The sequence below is a fragment of the Streptomyces sp. T12 genome, from assembly GCF_028736035.1.
In the GTDB taxonomy this organism is placed as follows: domain Bacteria; phylum Actinomycetota; class Actinomycetes; order Streptomycetales; family Streptomycetaceae; genus Streptomyces.
In genome coordinates, this window is sequence record NZ_CP117866.1 from 8,642,258 (window position 1) to 8,662,951 (window position 20,694).

17 protein-coding genes and 3 pseudogenes are annotated in these 20,694 nt (G+C 71.9%); 5 read left to right on the plus strand and 15 right to left on the minus strand.

The genetic code is table 11. From position 1 onward, the window contains the following. Nucleotides 1-3 precede the first annotated feature (3 nt). The gene (locus PBV52_RS38710) at nucleotides 4-2,475 is read left to right on the plus strand and encodes a SpoIIE family protein phosphatase (protein ID WP_274245138.1); all 2,472 of its coding nucleotides are present in this window, start codon (nucleotides 4-6) and stop codon (nucleotides 2,473-2,475) included. A 12-nt stretch (nucleotides 2,476-2,487) separates the two neighbouring features. On the opposite strand, the gene PBV52_RS38715 is transcribed toward PBV52_RS38710, so the two are convergent. The 11 genes from PBV52_RS38715 to PBV52_RS38765 all read right to left on the minus strand — a co-directional run bounded on the left by PBV52_RS38715 (nucleotide 2,488) and on the right by PBV52_RS38765 (nucleotide 13,023). Then, complete coding sequence (locus PBV52_RS38715) at nucleotides 2,488-4,080, minus strand: MFS transporter (protein WP_274245140.1); 1,593 nt, start codon at nucleotides 4,078-4,080, stop codon at nucleotides 2,488-2,490. Between the two features lie 46 nt (nucleotides 4,081-4,126). Further along, entirely contained in the window at nucleotides 4,127-4,600 is a 474-nt protein-coding gene (locus PBV52_RS38720; RefSeq protein WP_274245142.1) for a MarR family winged helix-turn-helix transcriptional regulator, read from the minus strand. An 83-nt stretch (nucleotides 4,601-4,683) separates the two neighbouring features. Further along, the gene (locus tag PBV52_RS38725) at nucleotides 4,684-5,334 is read right to left on the minus strand and encodes a CoA transferase subunit B (RefSeq protein WP_274245143.1); all 651 of its coding nucleotides are present in this window, start codon (nucleotides 5,332-5,334) and stop codon (nucleotides 4,684-4,686) included. Then, nucleotides 5,334-6,089, minus strand: coding sequence for a CoA transferase subunit A (locus PBV52_RS38730; protein WP_274245146.1), 756 nt, complete (start codon nucleotides 6,087-6,089; stop codon nucleotides 5,334-5,336). The genes PBV52_RS38725 and PBV52_RS38730 overlap by 1 nt, the downstream gene beginning before the upstream one ends. 25 nt (nucleotides 6,090-6,114) lie before the next feature. Then, nucleotides 6,115-6,858 carry an SDR family NAD(P)-dependent oxidoreductase gene (locus PBV52_RS38735; RefSeq protein ID WP_274245148.1) on the minus strand — a complete coding sequence of 248 codons (744 nt, stop codon included), beginning with the start codon at nucleotides 6,856-6,858 and terminating at the stop codon, nucleotides 6,115-6,117. Further along, nucleotides 6,855-7,781: a fumarylacetoacetate hydrolase family protein gene (locus PBV52_RS38740; RefSeq protein ID WP_274245150.1), complete on the minus strand. Its 927-nt coding sequence runs from the start codon at nucleotides 7,779-7,781 to the stop codon at nucleotides 6,855-6,857. Before PBV52_RS38740 ends, PBV52_RS38735 begins: the two co-directional genes overlap by 4 nt. A 13-nt stretch (nucleotides 7,782-7,794) precedes the next feature. Further along, the gene (locus tag PBV52_RS38745) at nucleotides 7,795-8,733 is read right to left on the minus strand and encodes a VOC family protein (RefSeq protein WP_274245152.1); all 939 of its coding nucleotides are present in this window, start codon (nucleotides 8,731-8,733) and stop codon (nucleotides 7,795-7,797) included. Nucleotides 8,734-8,746: 13 nt separating this feature from the next. After that, nucleotides 8,747-9,775: an amidohydrolase family protein gene (locus PBV52_RS38750; protein WP_274245154.1), complete on the minus strand. Its 1,029-nt coding sequence runs from the start codon at nucleotides 9,773-9,775 to the stop codon at nucleotides 8,747-8,749. Next, entirely contained in the window at nucleotides 9,772-10,908 is a 1,137-nt protein-coding gene (locus tag PBV52_RS38755) for an FAD-dependent oxidoreductase (RefSeq protein WP_274245156.1), read from the minus strand. The genes PBV52_RS38750 and PBV52_RS38755 overlap by 4 nt, the downstream gene beginning before the upstream one ends. A gap of 175 nt (nucleotides 10,909-11,083) precedes the next feature. Continuing rightward, a complete protein-coding gene (locus tag PBV52_RS38760; RefSeq protein ID WP_274245158.1) occupies nucleotides 11,084-12,046 on the minus strand; it encodes a cyclase family protein in 963 nt (320 codons plus the stop codon). After that, the gene (locus tag PBV52_RS38765) at nucleotides 12,043-13,023 is read right to left on the minus strand and encodes a fumarylacetoacetate hydrolase family protein (protein ID WP_274245160.1); all 981 of its coding nucleotides are present in this window, start codon (nucleotides 13,021-13,023) and stop codon (nucleotides 12,043-12,045) included. The genes PBV52_RS38760 and PBV52_RS38765 overlap by 4 nt, the downstream gene beginning before the upstream one ends. 120 nt (nucleotides 13,024-13,143) lie before the next feature. On the opposite strand from PBV52_RS38765, the gene PBV52_RS38770 reads away from it, so the two are divergent. Continuing rightward, nucleotides 13,144-14,097 (plus strand): LysR family transcriptional regulator, encoded by a 954-nt coding sequence (locus PBV52_RS38770; RefSeq protein ID WP_274245162.1) that lies wholly within the window; start codon nucleotides 13,144-13,146, stop codon nucleotides 14,095-14,097. A gap of 31 nt (nucleotides 14,098-14,128) precedes the next feature. Here PBV52_RS38770 and PBV52_RS38775 read toward each other — a convergent pair whose 3' ends face one another. The 3 genes from PBV52_RS38775 to PBV52_RS38785 all read right to left on the minus strand — a co-directional run bounded on the left by PBV52_RS38775 (nucleotide 14,129) and on the right by PBV52_RS38785 (nucleotide 17,933). Then, nucleotides 14,129-15,418: an MFS transporter gene (locus PBV52_RS38775; RefSeq protein WP_274245164.1), complete on the minus strand. Its 1,290-nt coding sequence runs from the start codon at nucleotides 15,416-15,418 to the stop codon at nucleotides 14,129-14,131. A gap of 278 nt (nucleotides 15,419-15,696) precedes the next feature. Further along, on the minus strand, nucleotides 15,697-15,834 hold the full coding sequence (locus tag PBV52_RS38780) for a hypothetical protein (protein ID WP_274245166.1): 138 nt from the start codon (nucleotides 15,832-15,834) through the stop codon (nucleotides 15,697-15,699). 509 nt (nucleotides 15,835-16,343) lie between these two features. Next, nucleotides 16,344-17,933, minus strand: coding sequence for a hypothetical protein (locus PBV52_RS38785; RefSeq protein WP_274245168.1), 1,590 nt, complete (start codon nucleotides 17,931-17,933; stop codon nucleotides 16,344-16,346). Between the two features lie 1,121 nt (nucleotides 17,934-19,054). Between PBV52_RS38785 and PBV52_RS38790 the strand changes: the two genes are divergently transcribed. Continuing rightward, nucleotides 19,055-19,735: a TetR family transcriptional regulator gene (locus tag PBV52_RS38790; protein WP_274245170.1), complete on the plus strand. Its 681-nt coding sequence runs from the start codon at nucleotides 19,055-19,057 to the stop codon at nucleotides 19,733-19,735. 62 nt (nucleotides 19,736-19,797) lie between these two features. Here PBV52_RS38790 and PBV52_RS38795 read toward each other — a convergent pair. Next, nucleotides 19,798-20,120: pseudogene (locus PBV52_RS38795) on the minus strand (TetR/AcrR family transcriptional regulator); the annotation flags it as partial. Between the two features lie 28 nt (nucleotides 20,121-20,148). Between PBV52_RS38795 and PBV52_RS51910 the strand changes: the two are divergent. Further along, a pseudogene (locus tag PBV52_RS51910) lies at nucleotides 20,149-20,464 on the plus strand (hypothetical protein); the annotation flags it as partial. 21 nt (nucleotides 20,465-20,485) lie between these two features. Next, nucleotides 20,486-20,667 (plus strand): annotated as a pseudogene (locus PBV52_RS38800) (IclR family transcriptional regulator C-terminal domain-containing protein); the annotation flags it as partial. Between the last annotated feature and the right edge of the window lie 27 nt (nucleotides 20,668-20,694).

The window sequence follows — 20,694 nt, forward strand, 5'->3', positions numbered from 1 at the left end:
CCCATGGATGCTCCGCGAGATGACCCGGACGCGCGCACGTCCACGGGCGCGCGTGCTCTCCTCGACGCGTCCTCCGACGCGGCGGCGGTGGTGTCCGGGCGCGGTGTCGTGCTCGGCTGGACCCGGGCCGCGGAGGAACTCCTCGGCCACCCGGCGGCAGAGATCGTCGGCGGCTCGGCCGCACGGCTGCTGGCGATGCCCGGTGATCCGGTGCGGGTGGCCGGTGTCGTGGAACGCTGCCGGGCCGGCATGGGATGGAGCGGCCTCATCCCCGTACGGCGGCGCGACGGCCGCCGTATCGACGTGGACCTGCGCGTCTCCGCGTCCTTCCGGATCGGCGCCGACGAGTGCTTTCTGCTCTCGGCGCGGGAGCGGCGGCAGCAGTGGGAGGTGGGCCAGTCCGTCCTCGACGGGTTCCTGACCCGCTCGCCGGTCGGCATGGCCGTGATGGACACACAGCTGCGCTACGTCTGGCTGAACGACACCCTGGAGCGCTTCGGCGGAGTGCCCCGTGAGCAGCGGCTCGGCCGTCGGCTGAGCGAACTGCTGCCCGGGCTGCAGGCGGAGGCCATCGAGGGGCTGATGCGCAAGGTCCTCGACACCGGCGTCCCGGTCACCGACTACGAGTACGTGGGCTGGAGCTGGGCCGATCCGCACCGCCGGCACGCCTACTCCACCTCCTTCTTCCCCCTCGTGGACGCCGCCGACTCGATCACCGGCGTCTGCTACATGGTCTCCGACGTCACCGAGCGGTGGACCGCCCGCCAGCTGTTGTCGCTGGTCAACGAGGCCGGGACGCGCATCGGTACGACCCTGGACGTGCTGCGGACGGCTCAGGAACTCGCCGACTTCGCCGTGCCCCGGTTCGCGGACTTCGTCGTCGTGGACCTGCTGGAGCCCGTGCTCAGCACCGAGGGGCACGGGGCGTGGCTCACCGACGCGGGACCGGCACCCGCCAAGCCGATCATGCGCCGGGCCGGAATGAACTCGGTGCGCGAGGGCTGCCCCGAGGCGGTGGCGCAGGTCGGGGACCGGGTCGACTTCGTGCCCCCGCCGCACGACGCGCATCTGCTCATCGACGGCGATCCGATCCTCATCCCGGCCCTCGACCCGTCCGACGAGCTGTGGGCCACCGAACAGCCCGAGCGGGCGGCCAGCATGCGCGAGTTCGGCCTGCACTCCCTCATCTCCGTGCCGATGCGGGCGCGCAACACCGCCCTGGGCCTCACCACGTTCATCCGCTCCCTCAATCCCGTCTCCTTCCAGCCCGACGACGTCCTGGTCGCCCGGGAGCTGGTGGCGCGAGCGGCGCTGTGCGTCGACAACGCCCGCCGCTACACCCGCGAACACACGGCGGCGGTCACCCTGCAGCGCAGTCTGCTGCCGCAGGCCCTGACGGGCGGTACGGCGCTGGAGGTGGCCTCCACCTATCTGCCGGCGGACCCGTCGGGCGGAGTCGGCGGCGACTGGTTCGACGTGATCCAGCTGTCCGGCGCCCGGGTGGGCCTGGTCGTCGGCGACGTGGTCGGCCACGGCATCACCGCCGCGGCGACCATGGGCCGACTGCGCACCGCCGTACAGACCCTCGCCGACATGGAGATGCCGCCCGACGAACTGCTGGCCCACCTCGACGACCTCGTGCTGCGCCTGAGCGAGGAGCATCCCGACGGCGAGGCGGCCGAGGCGACCCGTCAGAGCAGGACCGCCTTCCTCGGCGCGACCTGTCTGTACGCCGTCTACGACCCGGTCACCAGGCGCTGCACGATGGCCCGCGCCGGACATCCGCCCCCGGTCGTCGTCGCACCCGACGGGCAGGTCTCCTTCCCGGAGCCCCCGGCCGGGCCGCCGCTCGGGCTGGGCGGGATCGCGTTCGAGTCCTGCGAGATCGAGCTCGCCGAGAACAGCCTGTTCGGTCTCTACACCGACGGCCTCGTCGAGGCTGCCGACCACGACATGGAACGGGGCATGGTCCGGCTCGGCGACCTGCTGTCCCGGCACGACCTCGACCTCGACGCCCTGTGCTCGTCCGTGGTGCGCCGGCTCGTGCCCGTGCCGCAACCCGACGACATCGCCCTGCTCCTGACGCGCACCCACGCCCTGGGCGCCGAGCACGTCGTCTCCTGGGGCGTGCCCGTGGACCCGGCCGCCGTCGCCGACATCCGGGCCCGGGCGACCCGCCAGGTGGAGGCCTGGGGCTTCGGGGAACTGGCCATGACGACGGAGCTGGTCGTGAGCGAGCTGGTCACCAACGCGATCCGCTACGCCGAACCCCCCATCCGCCTACGACTGCTCCGGGACTCCCGCCTGACCTGCGAGGTCTCCGACGCGAGCAGCACCGCCCCGCGGCTGCGGCACGCCCGGAGCATGGACGAGGGCGGCCGCGGCCTGTTCCTGGTGGCCCAGCTCGCCCATCGCTGGGGCGCCCGCTATACGGCCGACGGAAAGATCATCTGGGCCGAACAGGAGATCCCGTGAGCGCACCGGTCCTCAGTGGCGGGCCGCCGCGGGAGTCCTCCGTACGCCGGCCACGGCCACCACGGCGCCGACGACGCACAGCACACCGGCGACCAGCGCGGAGGTGTGCACGCCGTTCATGAAGGCCTGGTGGCTTCCCTCGACGACGGCGGACTCGAGCCGGCCGGGCATGTCACCGGAGACCGGAGCGACGCCCATGGCCACCGCGTCCTTCGCCTCGCTCAGGCCCTGCGCCGTCTGTGCGGGCACGCCGGCAGAGGTCAGTTCGCCGGTCAGGGTGGCGCCGACCCGGCTGCTGATGAGGGACACCAGCACGGAGGTGCCGAGCGCGCCGCCGATCTGCAGCGCGGTCGCCTGCAGGCCGCCCGCCACGCCGCCGTCCTTCACCGGAGCGTTGCCCACGATCGCGTCGGACGAGGAGGACATCACCATGCCGACACCCAGGCCGAGCGCGATGAACGGCGGCCACATGGTGGCGTACGACGAGTCCGCGCTCCAGCTGAGCATCGTGAAGCAGGCGACGGCCTGGAGCGCCATGCCCAGCGGCATGGTGAGGCGCGGCCCGAACCGGTCCGTGAGCGCCGCGCCCAGCGGGGACGCCACGACCGAGGCGAGGCTCAGCGGCAGGGTGCGCACCCCGGCCTCGACGGGACTGAAGCCGCGCACGTTCTGCAGGTACAGCATGACGAAGAAGATCACGCCGAGCAGCACGAAGAAGTTCAGCGCGGTGATGACCGTGCCGATGGCCAGCGCCGGGTTGCGGAACAGGCGCATGGGCAGCAGAGGAGCGGCGACCCGGGTCTCGTACCAGCCGAAGAGCAGCAGGATCGCCACGCCCGCCGCCATCGCGCCCAGCGTGCCGCCCGAAGTCCAGCCCCACGTCTCGCCCTTGACCACGCCGAACACGACGGCGAGCAGACCGACCGCCAGCAGGACGACGCCGACGATGTCGAACTTCTCGTCCGCGGCGGCGGTGTTCTTGCTCTGCGGCAGGACGACGGCGCTGAAGACGAGCGCGACGACGCCGATGGGGGCGTTGATGTAGAAGACGGACTCCCAGCTGACGTGCTGCACGAGCAGGCCGCCCACGATGGGGCCGAGGGCGGTGGAGACCGAGGAGACCATGGCCCAGATGCCGACCGCCATGCCGAACTTCCGCGGCGGGAACACCGCACGCAGCATGCCGAGCGTGTTGGGCATCAGCAGGGCACCGAAGAAGCCCTGGAGCGCGCGGAAGACGATGACGCCCGTGATGGACCCGGAAAGGCCGATGGCGACGGACGCGGCGGTGAACCCCGCGACGCCGACCAGGTAGAAGGTACGGCGCCCGAACCGGTCGCCGAGCTTGCCGCCGAGGATCAGGGCGGCGGCGAGGGCCAGCAGGTAGGAGTTGGTGACCCACTGGAGGTCGGCCGTGGAGGCGTTCAGGTCCCGGCCGATCTCGGGGTTGGCGATCGAGACGACCGAGCCGTCGAGGCCGACCATGAACAGGCCGAAGGCGACGGCGATCAGCGTCAGCCAGGGGTTGGCGCGCGGGCCGCGCGGCTGGTCGGCGGGCGGGGCGGAGGCGGGCAGGGTGGAGGAGCCGGTGGTCACGGAGGGCATGGGTGTGCCTGTCCTTCGTCAAGTCTTGGATACCGAGGTGCGCGGATCAGCGCGCGGGGCGGTGAAGGCGCTCGGTGAGCGCGTTGAGCGCACTGAGCGCGGAACCGAGGGCGTCCAGTTCGCCGTCGGTCAGGGCGCGCAGCGCCCGCGCGAGATGGGCACTCATCAGGTCCGAGACCTCGGCGAGCCGCTGCCGTGAGGTCGCGGTGAGGTGCAGGTGCGCGACCCGCTTGTCGGCGGGGTCCGGTCGGCGTTCCAGCAGCCCCTGCTCGGTCATCTGCGTGACCAGCGTGCTGACGTTGTTGGGCTTCATCAGCAATGCCTCGGCCGCTTCCCGCACGGTGACCCCGTCATGGGCCTCGACATGCCGCAGCAGCGCGAGCTGGGCCTCGGGGGGCTTGGGGTGCGGGAACTCCTGACCGACCTGCCGGTCGAGGGCCCGGTGCAGCGCGGGCAGGCACGCCACGAGGACCTCGGCCACGTGGTCGAGGTCCTGGGCGGACGCGCTGTGCTGGGGCATGCCACAACTTTAGGTATGCAGAGATACCTATGTCAAAAGACCTATGACCAAGACCTATGACCAAGACCTTTGGCAAAGACCCATCAGCAGGCCGAAGTGGCCGAGTCCAGCAGCAGCGGGGCACCCGTACGCGCCGCGACGTCGTCCACGGTGACTCCGGGGGCGGTCTCGACGAGGGCGAGGCCGTCGGGCGTGACGTCGAGGACGCCGAGGTCGGTGATGACGCGGTGCACGCAGCGTTCGCCGGTGAGCGGCAGGGTGCACTCCGCGACCAGCTTGGGGGAGCCGTCCTTGGCGGTGTGCTCCATCAGCACGACGACGCGACGGGCGCCGTGGACCAGGTCCATCGCCCCGCCCATGCCTTTGACCATCTTCCCGGGGATCATCCAGTTGGCCAGGTCACCGCGTGCCGACACCTGCATGGCCCCGAGCACGGCGGTGTCGATGTGCCCGCCGCGGATCATGCCGAAGGACAGGGCCGAGTCGAAGAAGGAGGCGCCCGGCAGGACGGTGACGGTCTCCTTGCCGGCGTTGATGAGGTCCGGGTCGACCTGGCGGGCGGTCGGGTAGGGGCCGGTGCCGAGGATGCCGTTCTCGGAGTGCAGGACGACATGGACGCCGGGTGGCAGGTGGTCCGGGATGAGGGTGGGCAGGCCGATGCCGAGGTTCACGTAGGAGCCGTCGGTGAGTTCGGCGGCCGCGCGGGCGGCCATCTGGTCGCGGGTCCAGGTCATCAGGAACGTACCGATACTTTCTCGATGTGCTTGTCGGCTGCCTCTTCGCGCGTCAGCCGCACCACCCGCTGGACGAAGATTCCGGGCAGATGAACCTCGTCGGGGCCGAGTTCGCCCGGCTCCACCAGCTCCTCCACCTCGGCGACGGTGACCCGCCCGGCCATCGCCGCGAGGGGGTTGAAGTTGGCCGACGCCTTGCGGAAGACCAGGTTGCCGTGGCGGTCGCCGCGCCAGGCCCGTACGAGCGCGAAGTCCGCGGTGATGGCGTGCTCCAGGACGTGCGGGCGGCCGTCGAAGGCGCGGATCTCCTTGGCCGGGGACGCCACCGCCACCGAGCCGTCGGACGCGTACCGCCACGGCAGCCCCCCGTTCGCGACCTGGGTGCCGACCCCGGCCGGCGTGAAGAACGCCGGGATGCCCGCGCCGCCCGCGCGCAGCCGCTCGGCCAGCGTGCCCTGCGGCACGAGCTCCACCTCCAGTTCCCCGGACAGGTACTGGCGGGCGAACTCCTTGTTCTCGCCCACATAGGAGCCGGTGACCCGGGCGATCCGGCCCGCCGCGAGCAGCACGCCCAGACCCCGACCGTCCACGCCGCAGTTGTTCGACACGACCCTCAGGCCGCTCGCGCCCTGTGCGTGCAACGCCTCGACGAGGACCGCCGGGATGCCGCTGAGGCCGAAGCCGCCGACGGCCAGCGACGCGCCGTCCGGGATGTCGGCGACCGCCTCGGCGGCGCTCTCACAGACCTTGTTCACACAGGTGCCTTTCTGGGGTGACGGCTCACGAACGCAGCGCGTCCGAGAGGGACTTGACGCCGCCGTGTGCGGTGAGACCTCCGTCTACGGGGATCTCGGCGCCGGTGATGAAGGACGCCTCGGCGCAGAGCAGGAACACCACGAGCGGGGTGATCTCGTCCACGGTGCCGGTGCGGCCGAGCGGCGTCTCGCGGATGTTCGCCTCGCGGAAGGCGGGGGCCGCGGAGGCGGTCATCTCGGTCTCGATGTAGCCGGGGTGGATGGTGTTGACGCGGATGCCGCGCGGGCCGAGTTCGGTCGCCGCCGCCTTCGACAGGCCCCGCAGCGCCCACTTGCTGGCCGTGTAGGCGATCGGGTAGTGGCCGGTGAGTGCGGCCGTCGAGCCGACGTTGACGATGGACGAGCCCGGCGCCATCAACGGGGCGAGGTGCTGGATGCCGAGCAGCGGCCCGGTGACGTTGACGGCGTGGACACGGTCGAAGTCCTCCGGGCGTACGTCGCCGAGGCGGGCGCGCCAGGTGATGCCCGCGTTGTTGACCAGGCCGTGGACACCGCCGTACGACTCCCGTAGCTCGGCGGCGAGTTCGGACCACTCCTTGTCGCTGGTGACGTCGAGGCGGCGACAGCCGGGTGCGTCCGTCACGTCGGTGGCGATCACCCGGGCGCCCTCGCGGGTCAGTGCCTCGGCCTCGGCGGCGCCCTGGCCGCGTGCCGCGCCCGTGACCACGACGACCTTGCCGAGGAGCCTTTTGGGACGCAGGTCGCTCACGGCCGCTCCCGGGGCCGACGTCGAGCGACCGGCACCGGCACCGGATCAGGGCCCGCCACCACGGTGTTGGACACGGAGCCGATGCCCTCGACGGTGAGCGTGACGGTGTCGCCGGGCTTCAGCGGCGCCGGGTCCCGCCGGCCGCGCACGCCCCACAGCTCGGCGAGGCAGCCGCCGTTGCCGCAGGTCCCGGAGCCGAGCACGTCTCCGGGACGTACCCACGTGCCGCGCGAGGCGTAGGCGACCATCTCCTCGAAGGTCCAGCTCATGTTGGACAGCAGGTCCTTGCCGACCACCTCGCCGTTGATCTCGGCGGTCAGCGCCAGCCGCAGGAAACCGTCGGTGTCCCGGTAGGGCTCCAGCTCGTCGGCGGTGACGAGGTAGGGGCCGAGGGTGGTGGCGGTGTCCTTGCCCTTGCAGGGGCCCAGGCCCACCTTCATCTCCGCCGACTGCAGGTCGCGGGCGGACCAGTCGTTGAAGATCGTGTAGCCGACGATGTGGTCGCGGGCCTGCTCCGGGGTGAGGTCGCGGCCTTCTCGGCCGATCACGGCGGCGACCTCCAGCTCGAAGTCGAGCACGGCCGACCCCGGCGGCATCGGGATGTCGTCGTGCGGGCCGTACACCGCGTAGGGGTTGGTGAAGTAGAAGGTCGGGGCGGCGTACCACCGCTCCGGCACCCCGGCGGCCCCGTCCACGGAGCGCCGGACGCCTTCGACGTGCTCCTCGAAGGTGACGAAGTCCCGGACGGTCGGCGGCTCCAGCGGCGGCAGCAGGCGTACGTCGGACAGCGGGACGGCGTCCCCTACAGGGCGGGTGCCGGCGGCGTTCAGGGGGGAGGTGCCGTCCGGCAGAGCCCGGACGGCGGTGCCCTCCACGACTCCGCACCGACGGCGTCCCTCGTACAGGTAAGTGGCGATGCGCAATGGTCGGCGCCCCTTACACCGGCGGGGCGACGAAGACGCCGCGGTCGACGTCGTTGAACGACTCCTTGGTGACCAGTTCGTTCATGGGGTTGGCGGTGCCCCACTGGTCGGTGACCTCGGGCTTGGAGAAGTCGTAGACGTGGGGGTGCCAGGTGTCCTCGTCGAGGAGTTCCAGCTCGGTGGTGTACTCGACGGTGTTGCCGTGCGGGTCGAGGAAGTAGGTGAAGGTGTTGTCGCCCGCCATGTGCCGGCCCGGCCCCCAGATCTTCTTGGCGCCGGCGCGCATCACCCGGCCGGAGCCGCGCATGTACTCGTCGATGCCGCGCATCTCGAAGGAGATGTGGTGCAAGGAGGTGTGCGGGCCCTTGGCGATGGCCATCGAGTGGTGCTGGTTGCTGATCCGCATGAAGTGCATGACGTCGCCGATGTGCGGATGGCCGAGCGTGTCGGAGAGGCGGAAGCCGAGGTGGGTCTCGTACCACTCGCGGGTCTTGTCCAGGTCCGGCGAGTTGAGGACGACGTGCGACAGCTTGACCGGGATCGACTCCTTCTCCTCGATCTTGCGGTGCCGGCGCACCTCGACGTCCGCGGAGACCTCGATGGTGCGGCCGTCGACGTCGAAGAAGCGGAAGCCGTACCCGCCTCCGGGGGTGTCGACCTTCCCCGGCTGGGAGATCAACTGCACGCCCTGGGAGAGGAGTTGCTCGGCGAGGGTGTCCACGTCCGCCGCGCTCCCGGCGCCGTAGGAGACCAGGTCGAGGCGCTTCTCGTCGGCCTTGCGCAGCCGGACGACGTACTGCTCGGGGCTGCCCTCGGCGGCCAGGAAGGAGATGCCGGAGTCCTCGGCGACCTTGGTCAGGCCCCAGACGCCGGCGTAGAAGTCGAGCTGCTTGTCGTAGTCGGGTACGGCGAGGTCGACGTGGCGCAGGTGGGTGAGCAGGCGGTTGCTCATGGGGGGTTCCTTTTCAGGCGAGGTTGAGCAGGGCGGCGGCGTTGCCGCCCCGCACCGCGTGGAAGTCGTGGTCGGGCAGGCCCGCTGCGCGCAGGGCGGCCAGCGGGTCGTCGGTGCCCATGTCGAAGGGGAAGTCGGAGCCGAGCAGGACGCGGTCGGCGCCGACGACGCGGATCAGCTCCCGCAGGACGTGCGGGTCGTGGACGAGCGAGTCGAAGTACAGCTGCTTCAGGTAGCTGCTCGGCTCCCGTGAGCAGGCCCGGGCGTCGGGGCGGGCCCGCCAGGCGTGGTCGGAGCGGCCGATGTGGGTGGGGAGGTAGCCGCCGCCGTGCGCGGCGAGCAGCTTCAGGCCCGGATGGCGGTCCAGGGCGCCGGAGAAGATCAGGTGGGAGAGGGCGACGGCGTTCTCGGTGGGCTGGCCGACGGTGTTGGACAGGTACCACTGGTCCAGGCGCTGGTCGAGGGTGCAGCCGAACGGGTGCAGGAAGACGACGGCGCCGGTCGCCTCCGCGCGTGCCCAGAAGGGCGCGAGCCGCGGGTCGGACAGCTCCACTTCCCGTGCGCCGCCCGGCCCCGGGGCGTGGGAGGAGATCTCCACGCCCCTCAGCCCCTGGTCCAGCGCGTGGTCGAGCAGGGTGACGGCGAGGTCGGGGTGCTGGAGGGGAACCATGCCCAGGCCATACAGCCGGTCGGGGGCCTTGGCGCAGTGCGCGGCGGTGCCCTCGTTGGCCAACCGGCAGATCCTGTCGGCCAGTTGGGCATCGGCCCAGTAGTGGTAGTGGCCCGGCGAGGGGCTTACCAGCTGCACGTCGACATCGGCCTCGTCCATCGTCGCCAGGCGCACGTCGGCGTCCGTCAGCTTCGGCACCCGCGCGCCCACCATGGGCCCGTTCACCGCGAGGGCCGCGGAGCCGTTGCGGCGGGCGTCGAGGTTACGGGCCTCGGCGAGGCCGGGGTGACCGGCGACGGCTTCCTCGATCTCCGGGAGCAGGAGGTGGGCGTGGACGTCGATGGTCGGCGCGGAGGATGCGGTGGCGGTCACGGGCGCTCCTTGAGGAGGTTCATGGTGCGGCCGACCAGCCCGGCGATGTCGGCGTCGCGCACGCCGTCCAGCTGCCACCGGCCGATCTGCACGGACGCCTCCACGACGGTGCGCACCCGGGGGATGCGGCGGTCGTGGTAGGCCTGCAACAGCTCGTCGTCCCAGTCCCGTCCGCCGGTCAGCAGCTCGGCGAGGACGGAGGCGTCCTCCAGGGACATGGCCGCGCCCTGGGCCAGGGTGGGCGGGCAGCAGTGGGCGGCGTCGCCGACGAGCACGACCCGGCCCCGGTGCCAGGAGTCCTCGACCAGCAGACGGTCGAACCAGGTGTAGTTGACCTTCTTCGGGTCGGTGATGTGCTCGGTGATCTCCGGCCAGACGCCGCCGTAGCCCTGTGTCAGGCGGCGCATCTCGTCGGCGTAGGCGGCCGGGTCGATGGAGGCGCGGTCGCGGCAGGCTTCGACGACGTACGCGTAGATGGTGTTCTCGCTGGTGGGGCAGTAGCCGGCGATGTAGGCGGGGCCGCCGTAGGCGAGGTCGGTGCGCGTCACGCTCGCGGGCCGTGGGGCGGCGATGCGCCAGATGGCCATGCCGGTGGGCTCGGGTTTGTCGGTGATGCCGATCGCGGCGCGGGTGGCGGAGTTGAGGCCGTCGGCGCCGATCACGAGGTCGTAGCGGCCTTCGCTGCCGTCGCTGAAGCGCACCGAGACGCCGTCGGCGTCCTGCTCCAGGGTCTCGGCGGTGGTGCCGAGACGCACACCGGCGCCGGAGGCGCGGACGGTGTCGATGAGGATCTGCTGGAGCTGGGGGCGCTGCATGCCGAGGGTGGCGGGCAGGTCCTCCCCACCGGTCTGGATGTCCTCGGCGACGAACAGGACGGTGCCGTCCGGGGCGGTCACTCCCAGCGAGCCGAAGGCGTACCCGGAGGCTTCCACCTGTTCCCACACGCCCAGTTCGCGCAGGACCCGCAGGGCATTGCCCTGGAGGGTGATGCCGGAGCCGGTGGTGGCGTTCCAGTCGGGCCGGGCCTCGATCAGGTCGACGGCGATGCCGGCGCGGCGCAGCAGGATGGTGACGGCGTTGCCGGATGCGCCCCCGCCTATGACGAGGACGGAACGGGTGGGGCGGTCAGCCATGTCGGGGATACCTCCCGATTTCGGGCCGCGCGGCTTCGGGCGGCGGGGGTGCGGCTCGCCCGCTGGGAGCGCGGGCCAGAGGTGGGGACGGGGGTGGTGGGGACGGGGTGGGACGGGGCGCGGGCCGGATGCGCCGCTGCTGTCCGGGGAAGGGCGCATCCGGCAGCTGTGTGGGCTATTTGACGGCGACGGGGTTGACGGGGGAGCCGACGGCTCCGGTGATGGGCAAGGGCGCGGCGGTCAGCCAGAACTCGTACACGCCGTCCGCCGCGCAGTCCTCGGCGAGCGACTCCGGGTCCCACATCTCGCCGATCAGCAGCCCCATGTTGGGGATGACGACCTGGTGCAACGGCTGGAAGGCGTTTTCGAACTCGTTGGGCCGCACCTCGAACCCCCACGTGTCGGTGGCGACCGCGGCGATCTCGGTACGGTGCAGCCAGCCCGCCGTGGTGAACGACAGCCCCGGCGCGGCCCCGCCGGCGTACTCGCCCCAGCCGTCGCGGCGGACCCGGGCCAGCTGCCCGGTCCGTACGACGACGATGTCGCCGCGTCCGACGGACACCCCGTGGGCTTCGGCGGTCGCGGCCAGATGCTCCTCGGTGACGGCGAACCCGTCGGGCAACTCACCGCCCTCCCCGACGACCCGGCCCACGTCCAGCAGCACGCCACGCCCGGCGACGTACGGCGCCATGTGCTCGATGCCGGTGACGAGGTCGCCGTCGGAGGTGACGACCTTCTCGGCCGGCCGCCCGTTCCAGGCGTTGCCGTGGTCGAAGATGTGCCCGAGCCCGTCCCACTGCGTGGAGCACTGCAACGGCATCGCGATCACGTCGTCGGCGCCGCCGATGCCGTGCGGGAAGCCCTGGTTGCCCAGGGCCGCGTCGGTGCCGGTGTCGAGCATCGTGTGCACGGGGTTGGTGCGCCGGCGCCAGCCCTTCTGCGGCCCGTTCATGTCGAACCGCTGCGACAGCGAGAAGCTGACGCCCCGCCGTACGAGGGCGGCGCCCTCCCGGCGCTTGGCCTCGTCGAGGAAGTTCAGCGTGCCGAGCACGTCGTCCTCGCCCCAGCGCCCCCAGTTGGAGTACGCCTTGGCGGCCTCGGCGATCGCGCCCTCCGGGTCCTGCCGGTCCAGGCTCATGAGGTCTCCTCCACACAGCGCGTGCGCTGCACGCCCAGCCCGGTGACCGACCCCTCCATGACGTCGCCGTCGCGCAGCAGCCGTCCCCAGTGGATGCCGTTGCCGGCGGGGCTGCCGGTCAACACGAGGTCTCCGGGCAGGAGTCGGGAGGTCTGCGAGATGTACGACACCAGCCGCGCGATGCCGAAGAGCATGTCCTTGGTGGACTCGTCCTGCATGGTCTCGCCGTTGAGCTTGAGGGTGACCCGCAGATCACCGGGATCGGCGATCGACTCGGCCGGCACGAGCCACGGGCCGAGCGGGGTGAAGCCCGGGGCGTTCTTGCAGCGCAGCCAGTCGGTGCCGATGGCCTTCATGTCCCGGCGGAAGACGGTGGCGCGATCGGTGAGGTCGTTGGCGATCGTGTACCCGGCGACGTACTCCATGGCCTCCTCGACGGAGACCCGGTGCGCGGGCTTGGCGATGACGGCGGCCAACTCCAGCTCCCAGTCCGGCTGTTCGGCCCAGGAGGGGAGTACGACGTCGTCGTACGGTCCGGCGATGGTGCTCGGCAGGCCGATGAAGACGTACGGCAGGTCCTCGGCGGCCCGCCGGTCCATGACGGCGGCGATCTCGGCCCGCGCCTCCTCGACCGTGCGCGGGTCGTCGGGGGAGCGGTGGGCGACCTCCAGGTCGATCACGTGCTGCCGGTAGTTGGCGCCGGACTGGAAGATCTGCCGGGGCTCGACCGGGGCGTGCACCCGCAGGCCCGCCAGCGGCTGCCACTCCCGGGCGTCGTCGTCCGCCAGGGCGCGCAGCAGGGGGAGCGTGTCCTCCCACCGTTCCAGTACGGCACGTACGTCGGACGGTGCCGAGTCCAGGGCGCTGCCCAGGTCGAGCACCCGGTCCTCGGCCAGGAGACCGGGGAACGGCTCCCCGTCCGGGGTGGAGAACGTGCCGAGCGCGAACGGGCCGGCAGGTTGCGCGAGCGTTGCCATCAGATTTCCTCCTGCTGGGTTGCGGTCTACTCTGACCTCGATCGGCGAATCACGGAAATCAATCTTGTGGATGCGCCGAATCCACGACATGGATGGCTTTCGCTTGCTAGGTGGTGCCCGGTGAACCTGTCCCGACTCGACCTCAACCTGGTCGTTGCTCTGCGCGCGCTGCTGGAGGAGCGCAACGTCACCCGGGCCGGCGAGCGCATCGGCCTCAGCCAGCCCGCCATGAGCGCGGCGCTGTCCCGCCTACGCCGGCATTTCGACGACGAATTGCTCGCCCGGACCGGGAACGCCTACGAACTGACCCCGCTCGGCGTCGCGTTGCGGGACCGCAGCGCCACCGCGTGCGACCTGCTGGAGCGCGTCTTCGCCAGCCAGGCCGAGTTCGACCCGACCGCCGAGGCCCGCGAGTTCACCCTGCTCGCCTCGGACTACGGCGCGGCCGTGTTCGGCGCCGCGCTCGCCCGCGCCGTGCACCACGAGGCGCCCGGCATCCGGCTCACCTTCCAGCACCCGGCGCCCTCCGTCGAGGAGAACACCGCCGCCCTGCTGAGCACCGTCGACGGACTGCTGATGCCGCACGGCGTCATCGACGGATTCCCCGCCGTCGACCTCTACCAGGACCGCTGGCTGTGCATGATCGCCGACGACCACCCCGAGGTGGGCGACGCACTCACCCTCGACCACCTGGCCCGCCTGCCCTGGGCCGTCTACCAGCGGCCCTACGACGCCCCGGCCGCCCGCCAGTTGAGCATGCTCGGCATCAGCCCTCATGTGGAGGTCTCCGTCCAGACCTTCCAACTGCTGCCGTTCATGATCGAGGGCACCCGTCGGGTCGCGATGATCCAGGAGCGGCTCGCCCGCGGGGCGGTGCGGTCGGCGGCGGTGCGTGTTCTGCCCTGCCCTTTCGAGGCCGTGCCGGTGCAGGTGGCGCTGTGGTGGCACCCGCTGCACGCGCAGGACGCGGCACACATCTGGCTGCGGCAGAAGGCGGCGGAGGTGGGGGCGTCGTTGCTGGAGGAGAACGGATGGAGGAGACCTGATGGAGGAGAGCTGATGGAAGAGAACTGATGGAAGAGAACTGATGGGAGGCCGAGGTGACCTACTGCGCGTGCCACGACGGGTTGTCGTTCGGCTGCGGGCTACGTCGTGCCGGTGCGGCCGCCCACAACCCCGCAGCGACCAGCGCCGCAGCCACCCCCAGCATCCCCACCGCCCCCGCGAGGCTCCCGACCGCCGACTCACCGGCGAGCAGGACCAGCGGGCAGACGAACTCACCCCCGAAGAAGGCGGCCATCCACAGCCCCGTCCCGCGGCCGCGGTCCTCGAACGCCAGCCGGGACATGGCACTCGTCAGCAACGCGGGCAGCAGCATCCCCGTACCCAGGCAGTTGATCACCGCTCCGACCACCAGCAGCGGCGTGTTGCCCGCCAGGAACATCACCCCGAAACCGGCGGCGCAGACCGCGAAGACGGCGGGCAGCATGGGGTCCGGGGCGCGCTTCAGCCGGGCGAAGGTGATCGCGCCGCCCACGGTCGCGGCACTCGCGATCGCGGTGGCCAGGCCGATCACACCGGAGCTCGCCACGCCGAGGTCGTCGAGCAGGTACGCCATCTCCACCGGGACGGTGTAGAAGACCATCGCCCCGAAGAAGGTGAGGGCACAGATGCCCGCCAACTGCCGCCAGGGGAAGGGCCGGTGGACCTTGGGGCCCGCTGCCTCGGCCGGGGTCTCGTCGCCGGCCGCGTGGGCCGGTCGGGCCGCCGGGCCGGGCAGGGCGGAGGCCATCAGGGGAGCGAGGGCCAGGCTCACGGCGTAGATCCAGAAGGGCACGCGCCAGCCTGCCGACCCGGCGGCCCCGCCGATCACGAAGAAGACGGTGGCCGAGGCGGAGGCGCACATGGTCTGCAGGGCGAGGTATTTCACCCGCCGGTGTCCGCTGTAGTAGTCGCCGATCAGGGTGGTGCAGCAGGTCATGATCGCGGCCTCGGCGACACCGACCAGGGCGCGGCTCGCGATGACGGCGCCCAGCGAGTCCAGACAGAGCGGTGCCGTGCCGAACACGGCGTACAGCACGGTCGTGATGATCAGCAGGCGCTTGCGGCCCAGCCGGTCCACGATCACCCCGGCGAACGGCGCCAGCAGCGCCAGCGACAGCGCCGGAACGGTCAGCGCGAGCGGGACGAGCGCCTTGGCGCCCGGGGTCGAGGCGAAGTGGTCCTGCATCTTCGGCAGCACCGGGGCGATCAGCACGGCCCCCAGGATCGGCAGACAGCTGCCTGCCATCAGCAGAGTCACCCGCAACAGATGGGCCGGGCCGGAAACGGGCACGGGCGACGCGGCGGCGTCATCGACATCGACCGCGGTGGGAGACGGGACGGAACCGGGCATGGCGACTCCAGGGGACGGGGTACGAGAGCGGGCATGCCTGTCACGGGCGCCTACGGCGCACGGCATGCGATGCAGGGCCGCACGTGGTTGCGGGTCCGGACGGCGGACGGCGGCGTGCGGGTAGGACGACTATGAGCCGCCGGGCTCCCCGCCGCCATCCTCCGAGCGATCCGAATCCCGTATCCCGCTCATCCACGCGGTGGATGGAGCTGCTCGCCCGGCAGGCAGTCGGAGCGCGGATCAGCCGGAGGTGGTCGCCGCGGCGATGCCGAAGCCGATCAGTACGACGCCCGTGGTCCGCCCGAGCGCACGGTGGACCCGTGGCTGGTGGAGGAGGGGCCGGCCTTGGACAGCAGGAGGACGTAGCTGCCCAGCCAGGTGAGGGTGCGGGCGGTGCGGCGGGGCGGTTCTGCCACAGTGCCTGCGCGCCGAGGAGTACGAGATGGTCGGCGCCCAGGAGCTTGAACGCCAGGCATGCCCTGGGTGAGGCTGCCGGCACGGCCGCGAGTCCGGCCACGGCCGTCGCACCCCAGACGATCAGCCCGGTCGCGATCCGGCCCACGGTACGCAGCGCGTCGCCGGGCCCGGCCATGCCGCAAGGCGGGCTTCGAACCCGACGTCCGGTTCGAGACCACCGACCTCCTGCTCCACCTCCGCCTCGTAGAGCAGAAGCACGCCGCGGCCTTTCTCCTCGACCTCGTCTGGAACGGACAGTCCCCGACGGTCCCTCGGCGGCGACTTCCACGCGGCGAGCGCACACGCCGCGTCTTCACCGTCGTACGCCGCGGCCGAGGCGGGCATCCCGCGATCCGGGCCCTCCGCGACGCCCGGCTGCGCGACTGACCGCACGGGTACGCCGGGCCCGGGTGCTTCACCGGGCCCGGCATTGTGGCTGCCCCTCGGGGTCAGCTCCTCCTTTTCCTGGTCACCCGTGATCCTTCTTCGGGTGCTTGGAGTGGTCGGTCTTCTTGGAGTGGTCGGGCTTCTTGGGGTCCGGCTTCTTGGGGTGGTCCGGCTTCTTGGGGTGTGCGGGGTAGGCGGGCTTGCTCGGGAGCTTGGGCTTGGCCGGGTAGGCCGGCTTGGCCGGGAGCTTGGGCTTGGCCGGAAGGGCTGGCTTCGCGGGGAGTGCGGGCTTGGCCGGAAGGGCTGGCTTCGCGGGGAGTGCGGGCTTGGCGGGGAGTGCTGGCTTGGCCGGGAGTGCGGGCTTGGCCGGGAGTGCGGGCTTGGCCGGAAGGGCTGGCTTCGCGGGGAGTGCGGGCTTGGCGGGGAGTGCGGGCTTGGCCGGGAGTGCTGGCTTGGCCGGGAGTGCGGGCTTGGCCGGAAGGGCTGGCTTCGCGGGGAGTGCGGGCTTGGCGGGGAGTGCGGGCTTGGCCGGGAGTGCGGGCTTCACCGGAAGGGCGGGCTTGGCGGGAAGGGCTGGCTTGGCCGGGAGTGCTGGCTTGGCCGGGAGTGCGGGCTTGGCCGGAAGGGCTGGCTTCGCCGGGAGTGCGGGCTTGGCGGGAAGGGCTGGCTTGGCCGGGAGCTTGGGCTTGGCCGGGAGCGCTGGCTTGGCCGGGAGTGCGGGCTTGGCCGGGAGCTTGGGCTTGGCCGGAAGGGCTGGCTTCGCGGGGAGCGCGGGCTTCGCGGGGAGTGCGGGCTTCGCGGGGAGTGCGGGCTTGGCCGGGAGTGCTGGCTTGGCCGGGAGTGCTGGCTTCACCGGAAGGGCGGGCTTGGCGGGAAGGGCTGGCTTGGCCGGGAGCTTGGGCTTGGCCGGGAGCGCTGGCTTGGCCGGGAGTGCGGGCTTGGCCGGGAGCTTGGGCTTGGCCGGAAGGGCTGGCTTCGCGGGGAGTGCGGGCTTGGCGGGGAGTGCGGGCTTGGCCGGGAGTGCGGGCTTCACCGGAAGGGCTGGCTTGGCCGGGAGCTTGGGCTTGGCCGGAAGGGCTGGCTTCGCGGGGAGCGCGGGCTTGGCCGGGAGCGCGGGCTTCACCGGAAGGGCTGGCTTGGCCGGGAGCTTGGGCTTGGCCGGAAGGGCTGGCTTCGCGGGGAGCGCGGGCTTGGCCGGGAGCGCGGGCTTGGTCGGGAGCGCGGGCTTGGTCGGAAGCTTCGGCTTGACCGGGTGGACGGGCTTGGCCGGGAGCTCGGGCTTGACCGGGTGGACGGGGTGCACCGGGTGGGCGGGCTTGGCCGGCAGTACGGGCTTGACCGGGTGTACCGGGAGCTCGGGCTTGACCGGGTGCTCGGGCTTCACCGGGTATACCGGGTGCTCGGGCTTGACCGGGTATACCGGGTGCTCGGGCTTGACCGGGTGTACCGGGTGCTCGGGTTTGACCGGGTGCTCGGGCTTGACCGGGTGTACCGGGTGGACCGGCTTGCTCCCGTGTGCCGGGTGGGCGGGCTTCGCCGGGTACGGCGGATGCGGGGTCTTGTGGTCGTCGTTGGCGTAGGCGGTTCCCGCGCTCGTCAGCGCGGCTGCGGCGAGCACGGCAGCCGTGGCGGCCGACGCCAGAACGGATCGCCATCTCGGCGATGTCGTCATCTTCTCCACTCTCCTCGACTTGGTTCAGGGCCTCGTGACGGTTGGTCAGCACCAAGAGCCGGACAGTGGATGGATAGGAAATGGGTAGATATGAATAACGCCTCGACGGTCATTAGCCACCGGATGGTGTAGCGCGGCACACCAGTTGGCCCGTGCGGTGGGCCAACTGCCGTGAGACGACAACTGCCCGAAACGACCCACCGGTGTCCGATGGGTCGGCGCGTCCGACCAGGGGCCAGGACCTGGCAGAGGAGGGCGCTCGCGACCAGCCCGGCGACGAAGAACGACCAGGTAGCCGGTGGCGGCGCTGGTGGAGAGGGTGTTGAGCAGCGCCGTGCCGAGGCCCGCCACGACGACGGGTGGCGAGGCCGCCGCCCTTGCCGCCAGCGGCAGCAGCGGGTGGGGCGAACGGGTCTGCCACCACGTGCACACGGCGAGGAGGGCACCGCCCGCGAGCAGGAAGCCTCGGGTGGCGGCGGACCTCAGTGGCCAAAGCGGACAAGGGGAGGCGAGAGGTGCGGGAAAGACGGGAGGCCGCGGCGGTCAGCCCTTCACGCGGGCCGGTCGGTCGTGATCGCCGGTGGTCGGCGAGGCTGCGCAGACCTTCGCACGTGACTCCGACCCCCGTCGCGCGTTCCAACCCCCCGACCCCGACCCCGACCCCGGCTCGGTGACCCTCCCCTCCGACTTCCGCCTCACCTTCTACGACGCGGCAGGCCACGAGCTGGGTCGGTTCGGCGACGACAAGGCCCCGGGGCCGCGACTCCCCGCTACCGTAAGCCGGTTGCCGCAAGCGGACGGGCGGACGGGCGGACGGCCACCGTCCCGGCCGTCTCCGGGGACAGGAGCCGGCGGATCCAGGAGAAGCCGGGACCGGACAGGACGTCGTACGTCGTCGCGCTGCCCCTGGACGCAGTGGACGGCGCGGCCGACAAGCTCTTGTGGCTCAACGCCATCGTGCCGACCGCCACCACCCGTCCCGCGCCTTCCGGCTGGTGCCGCCGGCGCGTGAGCGGGTGCCGAGCTCGGAGTAGATGGCTGTGACCTCGGGGATCTCGGTGGCGGTACAGTCTGCGCAGGCCCGCCCGTCGTATCCGACCCCCGATGTTCGAGGTTTTTCCGTGACCAAGCCGATGGCCCGCGTTCCCCAACGGCGCAACGCGCGCTCCAACCGGGCGCGCATCCTGGCCACGGCGCGCAAGGAGCTCGGCCGCAACCCGGACATCACGCTGGAGGAACTGGCGCGGGCCTCCGGTGTCGTACGGCGCACCCTCTTCGGTCACTTCCCCGGGCGCGCGGCGCTGCTGGAGGCGCTCGCCGAGGAGGCTTCCGAATCTCTTCGGAGCATGCTGGCGGCCGGGGCCGTGCACTTCGGGCCGGGTGAGCCGGCCGAGCGGGCGCTCGCGTACTTCGTGTTCTCGATCTGGCCCGTGGGGGACCGCTACCGGCTCCTGCTGGCGCTGGCCCGCCGCGACCTGGGCGCCGAACGCGTGGCCGAGGTCCTGGCACCGGCCCGCGCCGAGGGCACGGCCATCCTCGAACGAGGACAGCGCGACGGCGTCTTCCACTCGCACCTGCCGCCGGCCGTGCTGAGCGCCGGTCTGGAGGCGATGACGGTCGCCCTGCTGGAGGAGGTCAACACCGGGGCACTGGAGGACGACGGCACCCACACCGCCGTCGCCACGCTCATCGCGGCCGGTGTACCGGAGCAGAAGGCGCGCGCCGCGGTCGATGCCGTCGCCTCGACGGTGACCATGGTGACCACGGCGGCGGAGGCCGCGGAGGCCGCAGCCGACGACTGAGTGGGGTCAGTGCTTCGCTGCCATGCGAGTGGCCGCAGCGTAGACCAGGTCGGCGTGGAGTCCGGCAGGAGGGTTTCGACCACTTCGGCGACCTTCTGCCGGGCGATGTCGCGGACCTGGAGGAACACCGTGCGGCCCCGGGGCTCGGTGGGGGGCCGCTCCAGGGCGAGCATGAGGCCGAGGTGCAGGAAGTCCGGGGCGTCGACCAGTGACCTGGCCACGTCGGCGGCCATGGCCGTGACCCGCTCCACTTGGCGCTGACCGCCGCGATGGACGTCCCCTCGTAGCCGCGCTCGCCGGCGATCTCGACGGCGGCGTCCAGGATGCGCTGCCGTGACTCCACGCCGTTCGCGCGCTTCTTGCGCGTCGTCTGCGGCCTGGTCATCGGATGAGCGGGTGACCACGCCTATGACGTGGCGGTGATCGGCTGCGGGCCGACCGGCGTGATCGCTGCAGCTGAAGGAGGACATGCTGGCCGAGCGGCCCTGCGACTTCGCCGATGCCCGCGGCCGTGCCTTCATCAGCGCGCTTCCCACCTCGCGCGGGCACGGTCATCCGCCGCAGATGTTCCTCTACCAGCCGGCGCTGGAGCAGGTCCTGCGCGAAGGGGCCGACCGCTACCCGAACGTGGAGGTGCTGCTGCGGCACGAGTGCCTGCGGCTGCGCCAGGACGCCGACGGGGTGGAACTCACGGTGGTCGGCACCGCCGACGACTTCGTACGGCGGCTGGTACCCCGCTGCCGAGTCTCACCCGAGGAACAGGAAGCCGCGCCGGGCGTGAGCTGCATCGCGGCCCCCGTCTTCGCCGGCGGCACCGCGGTGGCCGCCCTCTCCGTGGCCGCACCCCGCTCACGTTTCCGCCCCGCCCAACTGGCCCCGCTGTGCGCACCGCGGCACTGGGGCTGTCGCGGGTGCTGCGGGGCGGCGGCTGACAGGGGCGCCCCCCTTCGGGGCCCCCG

Coding starts and splice junctions, on each gene's coding strand:
- PBV52_RS38710 (WP_274245138.1), top strand. CDS start 4: ATGGATGCTCCGCGAGATGACCCGGACGCGCGCACGTCCACGGGCGCG.
- PBV52_RS38715 (WP_274245140.1), bottom strand. CDS start 4,080: ATGCCCTCCGTGACCACCGGCTCCTCCACCCTGCCCGCCTCCGCCCCG.
- PBV52_RS38720 (WP_274245142.1), bottom strand. CDS start 4,600: ATGCCCCAGCACAGCGCGTCCGCCCAGGACCTCGACCACGTGGCCGAG.
- PBV52_RS38725 (WP_274245143.1), bottom strand. CDS start 5,334: ATGACCTGGACCCGCGACCAGATGGCCGCCCGCGCGGCCGCCGAACTC.
- PBV52_RS38745 (WP_274245152.1), bottom strand. CDS start 8,733: ATGAGCAACCGCCTGCTCACCCACCTGCGCCACGTCGACCTCGCCGTA.
- PBV52_RS38755 (WP_274245156.1), bottom strand. CDS start 10,908: ATGGCTGACCGCCCCACCCGTTCCGTCCTCGTCATAGGCGGGGGCGCA.
- PBV52_RS38760 (WP_274245158.1), bottom strand. CDS start 12,046: ATGAGCCTGGACCGGCAGGACCCGGAGGGCGCGATCGCCGAGGCCGCC.
- PBV52_RS38765 (WP_274245160.1), bottom strand. CDS start 13,023: ATGGCAACGCTCGCGCAACCTGCCGGCCCGTTCGCGCTCGGCACGTTC.
- PBV52_RS38775 (WP_274245164.1), bottom strand. CDS start 15,418: ATGCCCGGTTCCGTCCCGTCTCCCACCGCGGTCGATGTCGATGACGCC.
- PBV52_RS38785 (WP_274245168.1), bottom strand. CDS start 17,933: ATGACGACATCGCCGAGATGGCGATCCGTTCTGGCGTCGGCCGCCACG.